The organism is Streptomyces chrestomyceticus JCM 4735, assembly GCF_003865135.1.
In the GTDB taxonomy this organism is placed as follows: Bacteria; Actinomycetota; Actinomycetes; order Streptomycetales; family Streptomycetaceae; genus Streptomyces; species Streptomyces chrestomyceticus.
Window position 1 is genome coordinate 1,920,210 of sequence record NZ_BHZC01000001.1, and the last position, 19,521, is coordinate 1,939,730.

Consider the following 19,521-nt stretch of genomic DNA (forward strand, 5'->3'; position numbering starts at 1 on the left):
CGCCGCCTCCCGCCACTTAACTCACGCCTTGAATTTAGCCGTGATGCCGTTCATTGGTTGAACACAGCCACCCCTGAGAGGGGTCAACGCTCATGCGCACCAACAGACTTCGCACGGCCGTCGGCGCAACACTCGCCGCGGCCCTCACCGCACTGACAGCCGGCTGCGGCGGCTCACCCACCGGCGCCGCGGGCGGCAGCAACACCAACCCCCGGACCCTGACGTACTGGGCCAGCAACCAGGCCGGCAGCGGCATCGAACAGGACAAGAAGATCCTCGCCCCCGAACTGGCCAAGTTCGAGCGGCAGACGGGCATCAAGGTCGAGCTGGAGGTGGTGCCCTGGGCCGACCTGCTCAACCGCGTCCTCGCCGCCGCGACCTCGGGCCAGGGCCCGGACGTGCTCAACATCGGCAACACCTGGTCCGCGTCCCTCCAGGCCGGCGGCTCCCTGCTGCCCTTCGACGACAAGACGCTGGCCAAGGTGGGCGGCAAGGACCGCTTCGCGCCCTCCGCGCTGGCCGCGACCGGCGCCGCGGGCAAGGACCCGGCGGCCGTCCCGCTGTACTCCCTCGCGTACGGCCTCTACTACAACAAGCAGCGCTTCCGGGAGGCCGGCATCGACAAGCCGCCCGCCACCTGGGACGAACTGGCCGCCGTCGGCAAGAAGCTCACCGGGGACGGCCGTTACGGGGTCGCCCTCGAAGGCGGCAACCCCGTCGAGAACGCCCACCACGCGTTCATCCTCGGAAAGCAGCACGGCGCCGCGTTCTTCGACGCGCAGGGCCGGCCGGCCTTCGACAGCCCGGCCGCCGTCGAGGCCGTCAAGCAGTACGTCGATCTCATGGCGAAGGAGAAGATCGCCGCGCCGGGCAACGCCGAATACGGGCAGAACCAGTCCGTCAAGGACTTCGCCACCGGCAAGGCCGCCATGCTCCTCTGGCAGGCCGCGGGCAGCTCGCTGAAGGTGCACGGGATGCGGCCGGACGCGTACGGCGTGGCCCCGATGCCCCTCCAGAAGACGGCCGACCGCGGCGACCGCGCCGTCACCTCCATGGTCGCGGGCATCAACCTCGCCGTCTTCCGGGGCACCGACAACCTCGACGGCGCGCTGAAGTTCGTGAAGTTCATGACCAGCACCCCGGAACAGAAGGCGCTCAACTCCGCCTACGGGTCGGTGCCGCCGATCGTGGAGGCGCAGCGGGATCCCGCGTTCGCCGGGCCCGAGCAGGCCATGCAGCGCGCCGCGCTCGACGGCCATGCCGCGCCGCTCCCCCAGGTCCCCGAGGAGAGCCAGTTCGAGACGCTCGTCGGCACGGCGGTCAAGGAGCTGTTCGCGGACGCAGCGGCGGGCCGCCCGGTCACCACCGACTCCGTCAAGCAGCGCCTGTCCAAGGCGCAGCAGCAGATGGCCAAGTGAGGGACGCGTGAACCAGCCCAGACGCGTGAACCAGCCCACCGGAAAGGCACGCGGATGACGGCCCGGCTCCGCCGCATCGGCCTGCCCTACCTCCTGCTGCTGCCGGCCCTCGCGCTCGAACTCCTCATCCATCTCGTACCGATGGCCGTCGGCGTCGCGATGAGCTTCAAGGAACTGACCCAGTTCTTCATCCGCGACTGGAACGCCGCGCCCTGGTCCGGTCTCGCCAACTTCCGGATCGCCGTGGACCTGGACGCCCCCGTGGGCCAGGCGCTGCTGCGTTCCTTCGGCGTCACCTGCGCCTTCACGGTGCTGGCCGTCGGGCTCTCGTGGCTGCTGGGGACCGTCGCCGCGATCCTGATGCAGGACCGGTTCCGCGGCCGCGGCCTGCTGCGGACGGCGTTCCTCGTGCCGTACGCGCTGCCGGTCTACGCCGCCGTCATCACCTGGTCGTTCATGTTCCAGCGCGACAACGGCATGGTGAACCACCTCCTGCACGACCAGTTGGGCCTCACCGCGGACCCGCCGTTCTGGCTGATCGGCGACCACAGCTTCGCCGCGCTGGTGACCGTCACGGTCTGGCGCACCTTCCCGTTCGCGTTCCTGATCCTGACGGCCGCGCTGCAGAACGTGCCGCGCGAGCTGTACGAGGCCGCCGCCATGGACGGCGCGGGCATCCGGCAGCAGATCCGCCGGATCACGCTGCCGTCGCTGCGTCCCGTCAACCAGGTGCTCGTACTGGTGCTGTTCCTGTGGACGTTCAACGACTTCAACACGCCGTACGTGCTGTTCGGCAGGTCCGTGCCGGAAGCGGCCGACCTGATCTCGGTCCACATCTACCAGGCGTCCTTCGTCACCTGGAACTTCGGCGCCGGTTCGGCGATGTCGGTGCTCCTGCTGCTGTTCCTGCTCGTCGTGACCGCCGCGTACCTGCTGGTCACCAGCCGAAGAGAGCGGGGGCCACGAAAAGCCCGGGGCCCCCGAGGAAGGCGGCCCGCCCGTGTCTAGTCCCGGCCTGCGGCAGCGACCGCGCCCCACGGAAGCCCGGCCCGCGGCCCCGCCGCCCCGTACGACCCGGCCCCGCCGGTCGCCGATGGCGCCCCCACGCTCCTTCCTGTGGACCCGCCGGATCGTGCTGACGCTGCTGGCGCTGTTCGCGCTCACACCCGTCTACGTGATGATCACCAGCTCGCTGAAGAACCTCCAGGACGTGCAGGGCGCCTTCCGGTGGCTGCCCGACGGGCTCACGATCCGCCCGTACCTCGACATCTGGCACACCGTCCCACTGGCCCGCTACTTCCTGAACTCGCTGATCGTGGCGGGCTGCGCGACCGTCTGCTCGGTGACCGTCGCCGTCCTCGCCGCGTACGCGGTCAGCCGCTACAGCTTCCGCGGGCGGCGGTTCTTCACCGTCACCGTGCTCTCCACCCAGATGTTCCCCGGCATCCTCTTCCTGCTCCCACTCTTCCTGATCTTCGTCAACATCGGGAACAGCACGGGCGTCGCGCTGTACGGCTCGCGCGGCGGCCTGATCCTGACCTACCTGACGTTCTCCCTGCCCTTCGCCGTCTGGATGCTGGTCGGCTACTTCGACTCCATCCCGCGCGAGCTGGACGAGGCCGCGACGGTGGACGGCTGCGGACCGCTCGGCGCGCTGTGGCGCGTCGTCGTCCCGGCCGCCGTCCCCGGCATCGTCGCGGTGTCGGTGTACGCGTTCATGACCGCCTGGGGCGAGGTGCTGTTCGCCTCGGTCATGACCGACGACACCACCCGCACCCTCGCCGTCGGCCTCCAGGGCTACGCCTCGCAGACCGACGTCCACTGGAACCAGGTCATGGCCGCCTCGCTGGTGGTCAGCGTCCCGGTCGTCGCCGGATTCCTGCTGCTCCAGCGCTATCTGGTCGCCGGACTCACCGCCGGAGCGGTCAAATGACCCGCCACGAAAGGACCCCTGTGCCCGCTGTGCCCTCTCCCGTGTCCTCCGGGAACGATCTCGCCGCCCTGCCGCCCGGCTTCCTCTGGGGCGTGGCCACCTCCGCGTACCAGATCGAGGGCGCCGTGGCGGAGGACGGCCGCGCCCCCTCGATCTGGGACACCTTCTCCCGCGAGCCGGGCCGCGTCGACAACGGCGACACCGGCGACGTCGCCTGCGACCACTACCACCGCTGGCGCGAGGACATCGCCCTGATGCGGCGGCTCGGCGTCACCGGCTACCGCTTCTCGGTGGCCTGGCCGCGGGTGCGGCCCGCGGGGGACGGTGCGGTCAACCAGGCCGGGCTGGACTTCTACGACCGGCTCGTGGACGGCCTGCTCGACGCCGGCATCACCCCGTACGTCACCCTCTACCACTGGGACCTGCCGCAGGCCCTCCAGGACCGCGGCGGCTGGCCGGCGCGCGAGACCGCCGAGCACTACGCCGCGTACGCCTCGGTGGTGGCCGGTGCGCTCGGCGACCGCGTCAAGGACTGGGCGACCCTCAACGAGCCGCTGTGCTCCGCGTGGATCGGGCACCTCGAAGGGCGGATGGCGCCCGGCCTGACCGACCCGGCGGCCGCCGTGCGGGCCGCCTACCACCTGCACCTCGCGCACGGCCTCGGTGTCCAGGCCGTACGGGCCGCCGCCCCCGGCGCCCGGGTCGGCATCGTGAACAACCTGAGTCCCTGCGAGCCCGCCTCGGACAGCGAGGCCGACCGCGCCGCCGCGCTGCGCGCCGACAGCCACACCAACCGCTGGTGGCTCGATCCGATCCACGGCCGCGGCTACCCCCAGGACATGATCGACCTGTACGGCGTCGACCTGCCCGAACGTCCCGGCGACCTGGCCACCATCGCGGCGCCGCTGGACTGGCTGGGCCTGAACTACTACTTCCGCAACGTCGTCGCCGACGACCCGCGCGGGCCGCTCCCGTACGCCCGCCAGGTCCGGTTGCCGGACGTACGGCGTACCGCGATGGACTGGGAGGTGCACGCGGACGGGCTGGAGCAGTTGCTGGTCCGGCTGACCGACGAGTACGGCGCGCGCCGCATCCTGGTCACCGAGAACGGCTCCGGCTACGCGGACACGGTGGCCGCCGACGGCTCGGTGGAGGACCCGGAGCGGACCGCCTACCTGGAGGAGCATCTGGCGGCGTGCGCGCGTGCGGTGCGCCGCGGGGCGCCGCTGGCCGGGTATTTCGCCTGGTCGCTGCTGGACAACTTCGAGTGGGCGTACGGCTACGACAAGCGGTTCGGGCTGGTGCACGTCGACTACGCGACCCAGCGCCGTACGGTCAAGGCCAGCGGGCGACGGTACGCGGAGCTGATCGCGGAGCACCGGGCCTGGAGCGAGGGCGGTGGGGCGGGACGGACGACGGTGGGGGCCGGGGCACCGCCCCGGCCCCCACCACGCCGACCGGCTGATCGTTTCAGCAGCTACCGGCTGATCGTTTCCTCAGTCACTGACCGATCGTTTCAGCAGCTCCGGTCGACCAGGTCGAACGACTTGTAGTGGTCGGCGGTGTAGTAGTCCTCGTTCTTCTTCTCACCGGTCACGATGCGCCGGGCTCCGCGGTCCGGGGAGCCCGGCGTCTTCACGGTGTACTCGTGGTAGTAGCCGCTCTGCTGCTTGGGGAGGATGCCCTCCCGGTTGCTGAAGACCGTGCCGTCCTTCGGGTACGGGAAGGGGCCGCCCTTGGCGATCAGGCCCAGCGTGTCGTGGGCCTGCGAGGGAAGCTTCGAGTAGCAGATGTCGCCGACCGCGTTGATGTGCGCGGCCGGACGGACGGTGGCCGTGTGCGCCACGGGGGCGGCGGCCGTCGTGGCGGGTGTGGCTGCGATGGCGGGCCCGCCGACGAGGAGGGCCGCAGCGAGGGCGCCGACGGCGCCGAACCGGGTGATGCGTGGGGGGTTCGTCATGGGCCCAGCATGACGCGCGTAGACAGGTACCTGTCAATGGCAAGGGGCGGATGTTTCCCATGAGTTCACCGGAGATCACCCGGCCGAGTGAGCGGAATGCCAGCAAATGATCCACTTGCCTGTGAGGCAAAACTTTTGCCTGATAGGCGAAACCTGGCTATACCGGGTACATGAGCGACACCGCTGCCGAGCCCGCCACCGGCGAGCTGCCCGAGGACCTGCCCTCCGTCGCGCCCCGGCTGCGCGAGCTGCGGCGCCGTACCGGCCTCACGCTGGAGACCGCCGCCCGGCGGGTGGGCCTGTCGCCCGCGCACCTGTCGCGGCTGGAGACCAACCAACGACAGCCGTCGCTGCCGATGCTGCTCGCCCTGGCACGTATGTACGGAACAACGGTATCCGATCTGCTGGGCGAGGCGGCGCCGGAACGGGACCCGATCATCCGGGCCGCCCGCGCCGAGCCGTCCGAGGCGGGCGGCTGGACGTACTGGACCCTGGGCGGCGCCGGACGGGCCATGCAGGCCCTGCGGGTGCATGTGCCGCAGCGCGCGCAGGGCGACCTGGTGCGGGTGCACCCGGGCGAGGAGTGGCTCTACGTCCTCAAGGGGCGGCTGCGGCTCACGCTCGGCGAGACGGCCCACGTCCTCGACCCCGGTGACGCCGCCCACTTCGACTCGCTGACCCCGCACCGCATCGCCGCCGCCACCCGGGGCGGCACGGAGCTGCTGTTCGTCCACACGCTGCTGCAGAGCGGCGCGGCCGAGCTGTGCCTCGGCGACACCGCTCCGCGCCGCGGCCTGTGACCGAGGAAGGAACCTCTCCCATGTCCGACGACCCGACCCCTCAGGCCGCCCCCGAAACCGCCCCCGCGCCCGCGCGCAAGTATGTGGAGAACAAGCCGCCGCGCGGCGTCTACGTGCGCGTCTTCATCTACGTCGTGGCCACCCACGTCCTGCTGGCCTTCATGAGCATCATCTTCATCATCGCGAAGAACCGCTGAGGCGCCGCCGCACGGTGCCGCTGAGGCACCGCCGCCCCTGAACATCCATCCACCCGGCGCAAAAGTCCATTGTCCTCCGCCTGCCACGGGTGAACCCTGCTGTCGCTCGCAGCGCACGCACCACGGCAGATCCGCGCACCTCGTGGCACCGAGGAGGACTCGAAGGATGCACCGTACGCGCACCGTGGCCACCGCCGCCCTCGCCCTGGCCCTCGCCGCCGTCCCGCTGACCGGCCCGCCCGCCGGGGCCACTGGCCAGCAGGACGGCGGCGGACGGGACAGACCGCCGTCCGCCGGGCCCGCCATCACCCCGGCACCCCAGTCCGTCCGCGCCCTCGGCGGCCGGGTCACCATCACCCCGACCGTCACGGTCGTCGCCGGACCGAAGGCCGACGGACCGGCGCTGGAGGTCGTCGAGCGGTCACTGAAGCGGGCCGGCGCCGACCGGGTCGTACGGGCCGCGAAGGCGGGTCATGGCCTGACCGTGTACGTGGACGGCCCGGGCGCCGACCGCACCCTGGCGGACCTGGGCGCGCGCGGCACCGCCGGGCTGCCCGCCGAGGGGTACGCGCTCGCCGTCGGCGGCGGCCGGATCGCCCTGGCCGGCGCGGACGCCACCGGCACGTACTACGCCGCCCAGTCGCTGCGCCAGCTCCTCCCGCACCGCGACCGCCCCGGCGCCCGCATACGCGGCACCGCCGTACGCGACTGGCCGGCCACCCCGCTGCGCGGCGTCATCGAGGGTTTCTACGGCACCCCCTGGTCGCACGCCGCACGCCTGGACCAGCTCGACTTCTACGGCGCGCACAAGATGAACACGTACGTCTACTCGCCGAAGGACGACCCGTACCTGCGGGAGAAGTGGCGCTCCCCCTACCCGGCAGAGCAGCTCGCGCAGCTCAAGGAACTCGTCGACCGCGCGCGGGCCCGGCACGTCGAGTTCAGCTACGCGCTCTCCCCCGGCCTGTCCGTCTGCTACAGCTCGGACGCCGATCTCAAGGCGCTGACCGGCAAGTTCCAGGCGCTGTGGGACATCGGCGTACGGACCTTCGCGGTGCCGCTGGACGACATCAGCTACACGGACTGGAACTGCGCCGCCGACAAGGAGCGGTTCGGCACCGGTGGAGGCGCCGCCGGAGCCGCCCAGGCGCACCTCCTCAACCGGGTGAACCGCGAGTTCATCGCCGCCCACCGGGACGCGGGGGCGCGGCCGCTCCAGATGGTGCCGACCGAGTACTACGACGTGAAGGCGACGCCCTACAAAGCGGCTCTCAAGGCACAGCTCGACCCGGACGTCCTCGTGGAGTGGACCGGTGTCGGGGTCATCGCGCCGGTGATGACCGTCGCCCAGGCGGACGCGGCCCGGCAGGTCTTCGGACACCCGATCCTGACCTGGGACAACTACCCCGTCAACGACTACGTGACCAACCGGCTGCTGCTCGGGCCCTTCAGCGGGCGGGAGAAGGGGCTGCCCGGGCGGCTGGCGGGGATCACCGCCAACCCCATGATCCAGCCCGCCGCCTCCAAGATCGCCCTGTTCACGGTCGCCGACTACGCGTGGAACGACGGCGCCTACGACGCCCGTACCTCCTGGGCGGCGGCGCTCAAGGAACTCTCCGGCGGCTCCGCGCGCACCGAACGGGCCCTCCGCGCCTTCGCCGACGCCCACTACGGCTCCGCCCTCAACCCCCAGCAGGCCCCCGAACTGGCCGCCGCCGTACGCCGTTTCCGGGACGGCGGGAGCGCGAAGGCCCTGGACGCGACCCTGCGCGCGCTCCAACGCGCACCGGAAGTACTGCGCGACTCCCTCCCCGACCGCGGCTTCGTCGCCGACAGCGGGCCCTGGCTCGACGCGACCACCGCGTGGGGCGGCGCCGCCCGCACGGCGCTGCGCATGGTCCAGGCGTCGCGCGCGGGCGACGCCGCGACGGCCCAGCGGCTGCGCACCCGGCTCACGGCGCAGGTCACGGCCGCGAAGTCGTACGTCTATGTCGACATGAACGGCAAGCGCGTGCCCGTCCTCGTCGCCAACGGCGTGATCGACACCTTCGTCACGGACGCCATCGCCGAACACGACGGCGGCAAGCGCGTCGCAGGCCCCCGGCATGGCCGTACGCAGGACGGCGCGCCCCTCCGCTGACCGGCGGGCCTCCCCGGCGCGGGCGGTGTGGCGCCCTAGACTTCAGGTACGTACGCGCCCCGGCAGGTCCACCCACCAGCCCGCACGCGGGGAGGCACGATCATGACCGGTGAGAACGACACGGCCGCTCCGCGGCGGCCGGGAGCGCCCACCGCCGACGGCATCCTCGACGCCGCGGTCCGCGAACTGGCGCCCGGCGCGGCGGACAATCCGCTCGTGACGCGGATTGCCGCGGGCGAGGCGCCGCGCGAGGTGTTCACCGTACTCGCCCTGGAACAGCACCAGATCATCACCGCCGACCGGGGCAGCTTCCGCCACCTGGCGCGGCGCGCCGACGGCAACCCGCCGGTGGCGGCCTTCTTCGAGGCGCTGGCCGAGGGCGAGTCGATGGCGCTCGGCGCGCTGAGCGGGCTGGAGGAGACCTGCGGAGTCGACGCCGGCGCGCTGCGGGAGTACGAGCCGCGGGCCGGGTGCCAGGCGTACCCGTCGTACGTGGCGCGGCTGGCGCTGGAGGCGGAACCCGCCGACGTGGTGATCGCGCTGTCCGCCAACTTCGCGGCCTGGGGCGGGTACTGCGCCACCGTCGCGCACGCCCTGCGCACCCGCTACGCCTTTCCCGAAGCGGCGTGCGCCTTCTTCGACTTCTTCGCCGAACCCGCCGCGGAACTCACCGTCCTGGCCCACGACGCGGTACGGCACGGACTCGGCGCCTCTCGGGTCACACCCCGCCTCGCGCACCGGCACGGCCGGCTGCTCCAGGAGTACGAGCTGATGTTCTGGACGGCGCTCGCGGAATGACCGCCCACGCGCGGCACACCGACGTCACCGGAAAACAGGGAGCTTCAATTTTTTCCCCATATCCCTTAGCACCAGCCATTTTCCCTGTCACAATGACCGCTCATGTCCACCGGTCACCGGTCACCGGTCACCCACGACCGGTGACCGGCCATGGGTCATTGCTCATCGGTCAGGGGAGAATCGTGAAACACCGCACCGCCGTCGCCTGGTCCGCCGCGCTCATCGCCGCCGCGGGGCTCACCGCGTGCGGGGGCGGCGCAAAGAGCGAGAGCCGGCCGTCCGCCGCGCCGTCGGGTTCCGGCGCCCCGTCGGAGCAGGCACCGTCCAAGGCCATCGCCGACGCGGAGGCGCGGCTGGGCATCCCCCCGAAGCCCGACACCGCGACCCAGCAGCGCTACATCGCCGCCCTCGACGCGATATCCCGCGACATCGTGAACGGGAAACCGGAGCGCGCGGTGAGCCGCGGCAGAAGCACCTGCGGCGCGATCCACTCCTTCCCCAAGGACCACGCCAAGCAGGTGGACCAGACCCGGCAGCGTTTCTCCGGGGCGACCCAATTCACCCCGGAGCAGGCGGAGAAGATTCTGCAGGCCGTGCACACCCATCTGTGTCCGAAGAATTGACCGGCGCGGGCCTTTTCCACCGCACACGTTACGGGTGACGCGGCGCGGGGCCGTCATTCCTCGACGGCTCCGCCCACGGCCCGCAGATGCGCGCGGAAGGTCAGCGCGGGATCGCGCCGCCGCCCGGCAAGATAGGCGGCGAACTCCAACTGCCGGCGCAGCGGCTCGCCGCCCCGGATCCGGTCGGCCTGCCGGCGCTCGGTGTCGCGGACCGACTCCGCGATCGCCAGGAGGTCGCCGGCGCCCGCGGCGGGCAGGAAGAGCACACCGTCGTCGTCGCCGAACACCAGGTCGGCGCGGCCGACGGTCCACTCCCCCACCGTGGCGCTGTCCAGCGCGCCGTCCGGACGGGCGTCCAGGCGCCGCGGCCCGGTCGGTGTCGCCCCCAGGCTGAAGACCGGCAGGCCGATGTCCCGCAGGTCGGCCGTGTCACGGTGCAGGCCCCAGACGACCATGCCGTCCAGCCCGGCGGCCAGTGCCTCCAGCGCGATCAGGTCGCCGACACAACTCTCGTCGGTCCGGCCGCCGTTGTCGGCCACCAGCACATCGCCGGGCGCGGCACCGTCCAGCGCTTCGAGAAAGACGTCCACACTCCCCACGTGCCGGGCGGGCAGCACCCGGCCGGCCAGCCGGGCACCCGGTACCAGCGCCCGCAGCGGCGGGGGCGCACAGCGCACCGGCGTCCGGGCCCGCAGACACGCGTCCGCCAGGTGGGCCGTGGTCAGCCCCGCGAACCGCTCTCGCAATGCTCCGTGCTCCATACCGCACTCCTCCCCCGGCCGGGCCGACGCCCGGTGCCGGACGGACAACGTGCGCACACTTTCCTCCGCCGCGTCCAGGACGCGCCAGGGCCGGTGGCAGAGGCGGCAGGAGGGGCAGGCTCGGCGCATGAGGCGTACGCAAGCCGGGATGATCCACTGCGCGGGTGTCAGGGATGATCGGATCCATGACGCACACCCACCTCCCGACCACCGAGGCCGCGGTCACCGCGATACGTGAGATCGCGCGGGAACGCGGCCTGGCGATGTCGGTCTCCGACGACATCGGCGCGGACCGTACATCCCGTCGTACGTCGGCGGCCCCCTTCACCGTGTTCGACCCCGACGGCTCGCTGCCGCACGAGGCGTTCGTGGAGCTGTCGGGACCGCCGTCGGTCAGTGTCCGGCTCTTCCCCGAGGACGACGCGAAGATCACCGTGGACGGCGTGGACTTCCACGACCTGCCCCGTGACGTGGTCCCCGCGTTCCTCAGGTCCGTCTACGGCGGGCTCGCCTTCACCAAGTTCCGCCGGTTTCCGCCGAGTCAGTGGCTCGTCGTACCGCTGCCCGGCGACGAGACGTACAAGGAACTGATCACCGGCCCCGGCCTGACGCCCTGGCTGGCGCGCGGCATCCGCTAGGGCGTGTCTTGGGGATCATCCTGGGCCCGCAGCGCCGGGGTCTGCCTCGGGCCGTCGGTCCGGGTCGGTGGCGCACTCATCGCCGCCGTCAGGAACGTGATCGCCCACCCCCGGGCCGCCTCGCCCACCACCGGGGACCCGCAGCCAGGGGACGGCTGCTGGTGGGCCTCCAGGCGGTCGACGGCCGTCACGGCAAGGATTCCCCGCATCCGGAACCACAGCTCCTCCGGGGAGAGGCCGGGCAGCACGCGCGCGAAGGCCGCGAGGTAGCGCTCGCGGACCGAGTCCTCGTCCGGGCCGGTCCAGCCGCGTGCCTCCTCGGCCGGGTCGCTGAGGATCGTCATGATCAGCCGGGACGTCCGGGCGCCGCCCTCGTCACCGGCCGGCATCCCGTCGAACAGCGGCCCCGCGAAGGCCGCCACCAGCTCGCCGACCGGTGGCTCGGGGGTCCGGGCGAGCAGTGCGTCGAGCCCGGCGCGCTGGGCCGCGGTGACGGGCTCGACCACGCGGCGGGCGACCGCGGCCATCAGCTCCGCCTTCGAGCCGAAGTGGTAACCGACGGCGGCCAGGTTCGCCCCGGCGCGCTGGGTGATCGCGCGGACCGAGGTGCCGCGGTATCCGTGCTCGGCGAAGAGGTGCTCGGCCGCGTCGAGGAGCTGGGTGCGAGTGTCTGGTGGCGCCACACAGGAGACTATACATATGTTTGAATGAAACGAACGTATGAGTGGGCTCTGGAAGAAGGTCGGCGTGAAGCTGCTCGTGTACGGGGCCGGGGTGTGCGGCAGCCTCTTCGCCGCCCGCATGCACAGGGCCGGCCACGATGTCTCGCTCCTCGCCCGGGGCGAGCGCCTGACCGCGCTGCGGCGGTACGGAGTGCGGCTCGCCGAGGAAGACGGCCGGGCTGTCGAGCGGGTGCGGGTACCGGTGGTCGCGCACCCGGACAGCGGGTACGACCTGATCGCCGTCTTCGTCCGCACCCACCAGGTGGAGGCGGCGCTGGCATCACTCGCCGGTGTCCGAGGGGACGTACTGTTCCTGCTCAACTGGGCCGCCGGTCCGGAGACGCTGGGTGCGGTGCTCGGACACGAGCGGGTGCTGCTCGGATTCCCCGCGACGGGCGGCACGATGGACGGTGACGTGGTCCGCTACCGCAAGAGCAATCTCGTCACCCGCCGGGTCGCGATGCCGATCGGCGAGCCCGACGGCCGCACCACCCCGCGACTGGAGCGGATCGTGGCGACGTTCCGTACCGCCGGCATCAACGCCAAGGCCGAGCCGCGGATGGATGCCTGGCTCCGGACGCACGCCGCGTTCGAAGTCCCGCTCGGGCAGGCGGTACACGCGGCGGGCGGCCCGGCAGCGCTGGCCGACCACCCGGACGCGGTCCGCAGCATGCTCCACGTCATGCGGCAGAACCTCGCCGCGCTGGAGACGCCCCCGGTACCTCGCGCATTCGCCGCGCTGCGGACTCTGCCGCAAGGACTCCTCGTGGCCGCGCTCCGCCTCTTCCTGAAGAGCCCGACAGCCGCGCACAGCGGACTCAACGCCTCCTCGCCCGCCACGACGGCCGAACTCAAGCGACTGGCCGAACAGCTCGGCGCCCCTGCGTGAGCCCGGCCTTCACGCAAGAGAGCGGGCGAGTTCACGGAAGCGCCGCAGGAGCGGGTCGCCCGTGCGGCGGGTCGGCCACAGCAGGTGGAGGGCGACCTGCGGGGCGTTCCGCAGGGGCAGGTAGGTGACGCGGGCGTGGGTGTGGGTCCGGGCGGCCGAGGTCGTGGTGGAGCCGATGCCGCGGCCGGCGGCGATGAGGGCGAGCCATTCGTCGTAGCTGCCGCATGCGACCACCCGCGCGGGCCGGCTCTCCGGTGGCCAGTCGTCCGGGCTCGTCGCGCCGCTGACGGTGTTGACGACCAAGGGGTGCGCGGACAGCTCCGGCCAGTCCAGCTCGTCGGCGGCCGCGAGCGGTGATCCGGCGGTCACCGCGGCCAGCCGGTCCTCCTTGAACAGCGGCGTGCCGGTGACGCCGGAGGCGCGGACGTCGCCGCGTACCAGTGCGGCGTCGACATCGCCCGAGTGCAGGGCGGCCACGATGTCGTCGCGCCGCAGGAGGGTCGCCCTCGCGCCCGTGGCGGATTCGAACTCGGCCAGCAGGTCGCTGGTCCACGGGTCGGGCAGGGCCCACTGGAAGCCGATCCGCAGCCCCGCGTGCCCGCCCGCGGCGGCCAGGGCCGCGTCGAGGTCGCGCAGTACACCGCGCAGCCGCCCGTACAACTCACTGCCCGTTTCGGTGAGTTCGACGCCGTGCGGGGTGCGGTCCAGCAACCGCGTCCCGACCGTCTCCTCCAACTGCTGAACCGTACGGGAGAGCGCCGGCTGCGTGATCAGCAGCTCGTGACTCGCGGCCGTGAACGTACGCCGTTCCGCGACCGTGACGAACGCGCGCAGATGCCGAAGCTCTACCTCCATACCCCGCAGCCTAGGGGCCCCTCAGCCGCTATGCCCAGCACGCATAGCCGGGCAGCAAACGGCATTTCCCTCGCACATGGCGGCTTCCTACCGTGGCAATCGGAAATCGGAGGACGGCCGACCGGACGACCGACCAAGAGAGGACGGGATACGGCATGACGCCATTCAACGGCTGGATCGTGCGGGACACCGCGGACGGGCCGCGCGCGACGTTCGAGCAGCTCGGCACCGAGATGCTGGACGATCTCGACACGAGCGTGCGGGTGCACTACTCCAGCATCAACTACAAGGACGCGCTGGCCCTGCAAGGCCGGCCGGGTGTGGTCCGCCGCCATCCGCTCGTGGCCGGTATCGACGTCACCGGGGAAGTGCTCGCCTCCCGGCACCCCCGTTGGCGGGAAGGCGACCTGGTCACCCTGGACGGCGCCGGGCTCGGTGAGGAGCTGCACGGCGGGCTGGCCGGTCTTGCCGTGGTCAACGGTGACGACCTCGTCCGCGTACCCGATCCGTTCAGTCCGCGGCAGGCAGCGGCGATCGGCACGGCCGGGTTCACCGCGGCCCTGAGCCTCCTCGCGCTCGAACGGCACGGTGCGGCCCCCGAGAACGGGCCGGTGCTGGTGACCGGTTCCGGTGGCGGCGTCGGCTCGATCGCCGTGGCGTTGCTCGCCGCAGCCGGTTACGAGGTCATCGCCGCCACCGGGCGGCCCGACGCGCTCGGCGGACACCTCACGGCACTGGGGGCCGCCCGCATCGTCGACCGGGCGGAACTCACCTCTTCCAAGCGCCCCCTGGGCAAGCAGCGCTGGGCAGGCGTGATCGACGCGGCCGGAGGAAGCGTCCTCGCCGGTGCGCTGGCCGGCCTGCAGCACTCCGGCGTCGCCACCACTTGCGGGCTCGCCGCGGGCACCGAGTACCCCGGCAATGTCCTGCCGTTCATCCTGCGCGGCATCTCCCTCGTCGGCATCGACTCGGTCCGCACCCCCGTCAGCCGTCGCGAAGCGGCCTGGCGGTGCCTTGCGCGCCACCTGCGTCCCGCGCTCCTCGACACCCTCACCCGTACCGTCCCGCTCAGCCATGCCCAGGAAGCGGCAGCCGAACTCCTCGCCGGTAGCGGCACCGGCCGGATCGTGGTCGACGCGGCCCAGCGGGACTGAGCACGAGGACAGAGGAGAAAAGAAATGGGCACCACCGCACCTGGGACAGCAGGCGCGTACGACGAACTCATGGCACTGCGCGCCGGTCCCCGGCCGGCCCCGGGCGAGGTCACGGTCACCGGGTCGGATCCGCTCTTCGCCTCACCGTTCCGGATCGGCGGGACGCTCGCCGACGCGCTGGCGGCCCGCGCGGTCGCGGCCAACGATCTGTGGGAGCTGCGCACCGGCCGCCGCCAGAAGATCGCGGTCGACGTACGCGCCGCGGCCGCGACCGCCCTCGGCGGCGAGGACATGACGCTCGTCCGCGGCGCCGACGGCGCGTACCGGCCCGCGCCGCGGTCACCCGACGTCGAGCACATGGTCGCGCTCACGCAGCCCTGGCCGACCGCCGACGACCGCTGGTTCCTGCCGCACTTCAACCTTCCGCACCTCGGACGACGGGTGCTGGAGGTGCTGCGCTGCGCCTCCACACCCACGTCGGTCCGGGCCGCGGTCCGCAGGTGGAAGGCGGACGACCTGGAAGAGGCCGTCGCTGCCGCCGAGGCGTGCGGCGGAGTCGTGCGCACGCCGGAGGAATGGCTGGCCCACCCGCACGGCGCCCACCTCGCCCCGCGCCCGGTCGTGGAGATCACCAGGATCGGCGACAGCGCCCCCGAGCCCCTGCCCGGCGGCGCCCGTGCCGCCGAGCCGCTGTCCGGAATCCGGGTGCTCGACCTCACCCGGATCCTCGCCGGTCCCACAGCCGCCCTCAGCCTGGCCGAGCACGGGGCGGACGTACTGATGGTGACGGCTCCGCAGTTGCCCCAGGTGCCGCCCTTCGTCCGCGACACCAGCCACGGAAAGCGCAGCACCTACCTGGATTACACCAAGGCGGAACAGGCGGCCCGACTGCGCGCACTGGCCGCCGACGCGGACGTCTTCGTGGAGGGGTTTCGCCCCCACCGCATGGAGGCGCACGGCTTCGGCCCCGAAGACCTCGCGCGGCTCCGCCCGGGAATGGTGTACGTGAGCGTCAACTGCTTCGGTTCGGGCGGCCCCTTCGGGACGCGTGCGGGCTGGGACCAGGTCGCGCAGGCTGTCACCGGGGCCTGCGCCATCCAGGGAAACGCGGCGAACGGCGGCCGGCCCCAACTGACGCCGGTGTTCCTCTGCGACTTCCTCACCGGATACCTGGGCGGCTACGGCGCCCTGCTCGCCCTCGCCCGGCGCGCACGCGAGGGCGGCTCATACCACGTACAGGTCTCGCTCTGCCAGTCCTCGACACTTCTGCAACGCCAGGGCCCGGTCGAGGACTTCGCCGAGGCCCCGGGCCGTCTGACCGCCGACGAGTTCGAGCGCTACGCCGTCACCGACGAGGGCACCGTCTACGGCGACCTCAAGAGCCTCGGCCCCGTCATCCGGATGAGCGAAACAGCGCCACGCTGGTCGAAGACCACTCCCCGGCTGGGCAGTTCGCGGCCGGAGTGGCTGCCACGCTGACGGGGACTGGGCGCCCAGGGGCTGGACGCCAGAGGAGCGGGACGCCGGTCAGCCGTACGCCGGTCAGCCGTACATCGCCACGCGGTAGAGATGCGCGAGCGCGCCGTCGATGGGATGGGGCTGCGGCTTGCCGGCGGAGTCCAGCCTGTTCCACCGCTGCATGTTCACCGCGACCGCCATCTGCCGTTTGCCGTCGGCGCGGGTCATGGCCAGCGCTCCACCGCCCCAGACCGTGCCGCCGTGGCCCCAGAAGGTGCCTTGGCCGGGCCCTTCCATCGGGTGCAGGCCGAGGCCGTAGTCGATCGTCCGTCCCTCTTGGGAGACGACCGGGACCGTGCGTTGCATGTGCGCCAGCGACGACGGGCTGACGATCTCCCCGGCCAGCAGCCTGCCGAGGAAGCAGTTGAGATCCGCGACGGTCGATATCAGCGAGGCCGCCGGCCCCACCCATGACATGTCGTAGACGCTGAAGTCGCGCGGCGGGTCGATCATGCCGAACCACGCCTCGTAGAGCCGCGAGTGCGGCCCGTCGACGTGCGGTCCGGCGGGAAACCCGGTGTCTCGGAGTCCGGCGCACTCGATGACGTTCCGGGTGATGTACTGCTCGGCCGTAGTACCGGTGACCTGTTCCAGGAGTTGGACGAGGAGCAGGTAGTTGGTGTTGGAGTACACCCCCGGCGGGCCGCCCGGGACGCCGACGGGAGGTGCGGCGACCCCCATCGCGATCAGCTCGACGGGGTCGAACCGGGTGAACCGGTGATCCTCCAGGCTCTCGGGTCGGGTGTTCGCGAGGTCGGGGAACGCCTTGAAGGAGGGGTAGGCGTACGGGAGGTACTCGGCAAGGCCGCTGGTGTGGTTCAGCAGCATCCGTACGGTGATCGCGTCACCGCGTTCTCCGGGGACCAGCTCCGGAAGGTACCGGCCGACCGGCGCGTCGAGTTCGATCAGGCCGCAGTCGACCTGCTGCAGGACCGCGGCGGCGGTGAAGGGCTTGGTGATGCTGCCGACGCGGTGCCGCATGCCGGCGGTGACGGGGCGGCCGGTGGCGACGTCGGCGACCCCGGCGGCGCCGCGCCAGACCTGGTCGCCGTCCCGTACCTCGGCGAACAGGCCCGGCATCCCGGCGCGGTGGACGTCTTCGAGGGCGGTGTTCAGCGCCGCGGAATCCAGAGAGTTCTTCACGTCATGCGTCCTTTCGGAGCCCTCGGGGCGCGCTCCACCTGGGTAGCCCGCCCCGGGCAACAGGGCACGAGTGGCATGCCGGCTCGCCCGGCATCCTCATGTCCTCATTATGCACGCGGTGCGTGCAACACCAAGTGCACAGGTAGGCTGAGATCCGGCGAGAGGAGCGACATGGCAGGCCGACGACGCTGGTCGACCGAAGAGATCCTGGATGCGGCGGCGGAGCTGCTGCGCACGAGCGACGCCGAGTCGTTCAGCGTGCGCAAACTGGCCGCGGCTCTCGGAACCGACTCCTCCAGCCTCTACCGGCACTTCCGCAGCAAGACCGAACTGCTGCGCGCGGTCGCCGACCGGATCCTCCTGGCCGCCATGGACGGCCACCGCCCCGAGGGCGACTGGAAGCAGCGCGTCATGTCCCTGGCCCTGCGCATGCGAGCGGCCTTCGGGCAGCAGCCCCAGCTCGCCGCGGTCTGGGGACGCCACGCATCGAGCGGCACCGGCTCGCGGCTCGTCATGGAAGAGCTGCTGCAGGCCCTGCGCGCATCAGGGCTGCCCGACGAGGAGATCCCGGCGCGCTACCACCGGCTGGCGGTCCTCCTCGCCGCGCTGATCGCCTCCGAGGCCAGGGTCAGCACCATGGCCCCCGAGGAGTACGAACAGGGTCTGGAGCTCTTCCGCGTCGCGGTACTCGGCGCGGACCCCGAACACTTCCCCGCCCTGTCCCACTTCGCCCGCGACATCCGCCCCCTCGGGGCAGACCGCCACGCCGCGTTCGAAGAACTCCTCGCCGCCCAGCTCGACCACATCGAGTCCGCGATCCGCCCGGGCTAGCCGGCCGGCTCGGGGAGCGCGGGCTCCTCCTTGGCCGCAGCCTCACGCGGCGTATCCGGGACCGGAGTTCCAGGCGACCGGGGTTCCAGGCGAAGGACGGGCCCCCTCCGGTGACCCCTCGGTGAACTGTCGGCGACGTCGACGGGAACACGGTGCTCGGCGTGACCAGTTCCCGCGGCAGCACGGGGCTCTCCACCTGCAAGCGCTGGAGCGGCTACTTCCAGGGCTGGATGTGCTGGACCCGGCACGACGGCCTCGGCAAGACCGGCTACGTGGGTAGCTGGGACACCAACCTCACCCACTCCCACCTCAACAAGTGCACCTGACACACCAGCACGGCGGGTGAGACGGCCCGTCTTCACGCCTCGGTGCCCGGGGTGACGCCCTCCTCGGCCTCCTCCTTGACGGGCGGCTCCGCCTCGCCGTCGACGGCGGAGGCCAGGATCAGCGCGGCGGCGGCGACGCTGAACAGTTCCACGGCCCCGGGCACGCCGAGCAGGAGCAGCACCATCCCGCTGATGAAGGCGGTCACGCCGACCACGGCGAGGACCGGCCTGCCGACCGTGCGCGTCGTCCGGGCGGCCTCGGTGACCAGGGCGCGGAGCCGCTCGCTCCGGTGGAGGCGACGGAGCCGGCGGCGTTCGGCACGAGCGCGGCGTACGGCGGCGCGCTGCTCCTGGAGGACGCCCTCGGCTTCGGCGAGCAGTCGCCCGGTGGGGATGTCGGAGTGCGGCGGAGCGGGACGCGGCTGCACGGCCGTCGCGGTGGTGGTCGACTGCTCGGACTGGGCGGTCATCGGCTTCTCCGGGGTCGAGGTATTCCCTTGCACCCCTGTACGAGTGAGGCCGGGCCTCCAGGTGTCCCCCTGGAGGCCCGGCCGATGCGGGTGGCGAACACCTAACGCGTGTTCGTCACCGGTGTGCACAGTGGTTCACTCACGCCTCCACAGCGGTGGTCGCGGTCGTCCGGGCAAGGTCGAGGCCGGCGTCCCGCTTGAGGATCCTCGATCCTGCGGAACGGGTCGCGACCGGCGCGGGCAGCACGTTCTTCGGAGTCAGAGCCCGTCGGACGGCCTGGAGCAGCCAGGTCCACACGGCCGCGAAGAACGCGACAACGAGATCGATCAAGGACATAGGGTTCC

General features: G+C 72.0%; 21 protein-coding genes and 1 pseudogene. 15 read left to right on the top strand and 7 right to left on the bottom strand.

From position 1 onward, the window contains the following. The first annotated feature begins 92 nt into the window (after nt 1-92). The 4 genes and pseudogenes from EJG53_RS07870 to EJG53_RS07885 form a co-directional block, all read left to right on the top strand. Complete coding sequence (locus EJG53_RS07870; RefSeq protein WP_125044246.1) at nt 93-1,418, top strand: ABC transporter substrate-binding protein; 1,326 nt, start codon at nt 93-95, stop codon at nt 1,416-1,418. Between the two features lie 54 nt (nt 1,419-1,472). Continuing rightward, nucleotides 1,473-2,426: a carbohydrate ABC transporter permease gene (locus EJG53_RS07875; protein WP_125044247.1), complete on the top strand. Its 954-nt coding sequence runs from the start codon at nt 1,473-1,475 to the stop codon at nt 2,424-2,426. Nucleotides 2,427-2,511: 85 nt separating this feature from the next. Then, complete coding sequence (locus EJG53_RS07880; RefSeq protein WP_125049232.1) at nt 2,512-3,351, top strand: carbohydrate ABC transporter permease; 840 nt, start codon at nt 2,512-2,514, stop codon at nt 3,349-3,351. After that, nucleotides 3,348-4,733: pseudogene (locus tag EJG53_RS07885) on the top strand (GH1 family beta-glucosidase); the annotation flags it as partial. The gene EJG53_RS07880 and the pseudogene EJG53_RS07885, both read left to right, overlap by 4 nt. A gap of 134 nt (nt 4,734-4,867) precedes the next feature. On the opposite strand, the gene EJG53_RS07890 reads toward EJG53_RS07885, so the two are convergent. After that, a complete protein-coding gene (locus tag EJG53_RS07890) occupies nt 4,868-5,311 on the bottom strand; it encodes a guanyl-specific ribonuclease (protein ID WP_125044249.1) in 444 nt (147 codons plus the stop codon). 170 nt (nt 5,312-5,481) lie between these two features. On the opposite strand from EJG53_RS07890, the gene EJG53_RS07895 reads away from it, so the two are divergent. The 5 genes from EJG53_RS07895 (at nt 5,482) to EJG53_RS07910 (ending at nt 9,869) form a co-directional block, all read left to right on the top strand. Continuing rightward, nucleotides 5,482-6,111: a helix-turn-helix domain-containing protein gene (locus EJG53_RS07895; RefSeq protein WP_125044250.1), complete on the top strand. Its 630-nt coding sequence runs from the start codon at nt 5,482-5,484 to the stop codon at nt 6,109-6,111. A gap of 20 nt (nt 6,112-6,131) precedes the next feature. Then, nucleotides 6,132-6,308: a DUF6126 family protein gene (locus tag EJG53_RS41010; RefSeq protein WP_167515071.1), complete on the top strand. Its 177-nt coding sequence runs from the start codon at nt 6,132-6,134 to the stop codon at nt 6,306-6,308. Nucleotides 6,309-6,474: 166 nt separating this feature from the next. Beyond that, a complete protein-coding gene (locus EJG53_RS07900) occupies nt 6,475-8,448 on the top strand; it encodes a beta-N-acetylglucosaminidase domain-containing protein (protein WP_125044251.1) in 1,974 nt (657 codons plus the stop codon). 102 nt (nt 8,449-8,550) lie between these two features. Next, the gene (locus EJG53_RS07905) at nt 8,551-9,246 is read left to right on the top strand and encodes a transcriptional regulator (protein WP_125044252.1); all 696 of its coding nucleotides are present in this window, start codon (nt 8,551-8,553) and stop codon (nt 9,244-9,246) included. 182 nt (nt 9,247-9,428) lie between these two features. Further along, entirely contained in the window at nt 9,429-9,869 is a 441-nt protein-coding gene (locus EJG53_RS07910) for a DUF732 domain-containing protein (protein WP_125044253.1), read from the top strand. Nucleotides 9,870-9,922: 53 nt separating this feature from the next. On the opposite strand, the gene EJG53_RS07915 is transcribed toward EJG53_RS07910, so the two are convergent. Continuing rightward, nucleotides 9,923-10,630 carry an RraA family protein gene (locus EJG53_RS07915; protein WP_125044254.1) on the bottom strand — a complete coding sequence of 236 codons (708 nt, stop codon included), beginning with the start codon at nt 10,628-10,630 and terminating at the stop codon, nt 9,923-9,925. Nucleotides 10,631-10,815: 185 nt separating this feature from the next. Between EJG53_RS07915 and EJG53_RS07920 the strand changes: the two genes are divergently transcribed. Continuing rightward, nucleotides 10,816-11,268 (top strand): hypothetical protein, encoded by a 453-nt coding sequence (locus EJG53_RS07920; protein WP_125044255.1) that lies wholly within the window; start codon nt 10,816-10,818, stop codon nt 11,266-11,268. On the opposite strand, the gene EJG53_RS07925 is transcribed toward EJG53_RS07920, so the two are convergent. Continuing rightward, complete coding sequence (locus EJG53_RS07925; RefSeq protein ID WP_125044256.1) at nt 11,265-11,951, bottom strand: TetR/AcrR family transcriptional regulator; 687 nt, start codon at nt 11,949-11,951, stop codon at nt 11,265-11,267. The two genes, EJG53_RS07920 and EJG53_RS07925, sit on opposite strands and share 4 nt — an antisense overlap. 37 nt (nt 11,952-11,988) lie before the next feature. Here EJG53_RS07925 and EJG53_RS07930 point away from each other — a divergent pair, with 37 nt between their 5' ends. After that, entirely contained in the window at nt 11,989-12,879 is an 891-nt protein-coding gene (locus EJG53_RS07930; protein WP_244955036.1) for a ketopantoate reductase family protein, read from the top strand. A gap of 9 nt (nt 12,880-12,888) precedes the next feature. On the opposite strand, the gene EJG53_RS07935 is transcribed toward EJG53_RS07930, so the two are convergent. Then, nucleotides 12,889-13,734: a LysR family transcriptional regulator gene (locus tag EJG53_RS07935; RefSeq protein ID WP_125044257.1), complete on the bottom strand. Its 846-nt coding sequence runs from the start codon at nt 13,732-13,734 to the stop codon at nt 12,889-12,891. 155 nt (nt 13,735-13,889) lie between these two features. Here EJG53_RS07935 and EJG53_RS07940 point away from each other — a divergent pair, with 155 nt between their 5' ends. Beyond that, nucleotides 13,890-14,888 carry an acrylyl-CoA reductase family protein gene (locus tag EJG53_RS07940; protein ID WP_125044258.1) on the top strand — a complete coding sequence of 333 codons (999 nt, stop codon included), beginning with the start codon at nt 13,890-13,892 and terminating at the stop codon, nt 14,886-14,888. A gap of 24 nt (nt 14,889-14,912) precedes the next feature. After that, nucleotides 14,913-16,367 (top strand): CoA transferase, encoded by a 1,455-nt coding sequence (locus tag EJG53_RS07945; RefSeq protein ID WP_125044259.1) that lies wholly within the window; start codon nt 14,913-14,915, stop codon nt 16,365-16,367. A gap of 63 nt (nt 16,368-16,430) precedes the next feature. On the opposite strand, the gene EJG53_RS07950 is transcribed toward EJG53_RS07945, so the two are convergent. After that, nucleotides 16,431-17,549, bottom strand: a complete 1,119-nt coding sequence (locus EJG53_RS07950) for a serine hydrolase domain-containing protein (RefSeq protein WP_167515072.1) — start codon at nt 17,547-17,549, stop codon at nt 16,431-16,433. 171 nt (nt 17,550-17,720) lie between these two features. On the opposite strand from EJG53_RS07950, the gene EJG53_RS07955 reads away from it, so the two are divergent. Further along, nucleotides 17,721-18,380, top strand: coding sequence for a TetR/AcrR family transcriptional regulator (locus EJG53_RS07955; RefSeq protein WP_125044261.1), 660 nt, complete (start codon nt 17,721-17,723; stop codon nt 18,378-18,380). Nucleotides 18,381-18,541: 161 nt separating this feature from the next. Then, nucleotides 18,542-18,706, top strand: coding sequence for a hypothetical protein (locus EJG53_RS40590; RefSeq protein ID WP_154806363.1), 165 nt, complete (start codon nt 18,542-18,544; stop codon nt 18,704-18,706). A 32-nt stretch (nt 18,707-18,738) separates the two neighbouring features. On the opposite strand, the gene EJG53_RS07960 is transcribed toward EJG53_RS40590, so the two are convergent. Continuing rightward, nucleotides 18,739-19,176 carry a hypothetical protein gene (locus tag EJG53_RS07960; protein WP_125044262.1) on the bottom strand — a complete coding sequence of 146 codons (438 nt, stop codon included), beginning with the start codon at nt 19,174-19,176 and terminating at the stop codon, nt 18,739-18,741. Nucleotides 19,177-19,315: 139 nt separating this feature from the next. Further along, the gene (locus tag EJG53_RS07965; protein WP_125044263.1) at nt 19,316-19,513 is read right to left on the bottom strand and encodes a hypothetical protein; all 198 of its coding nucleotides are present in this window, start codon (nt 19,511-19,513) and stop codon (nt 19,316-19,318) included. Between the last annotated feature and the right edge of the window lie 8 nt (nt 19,514-19,521).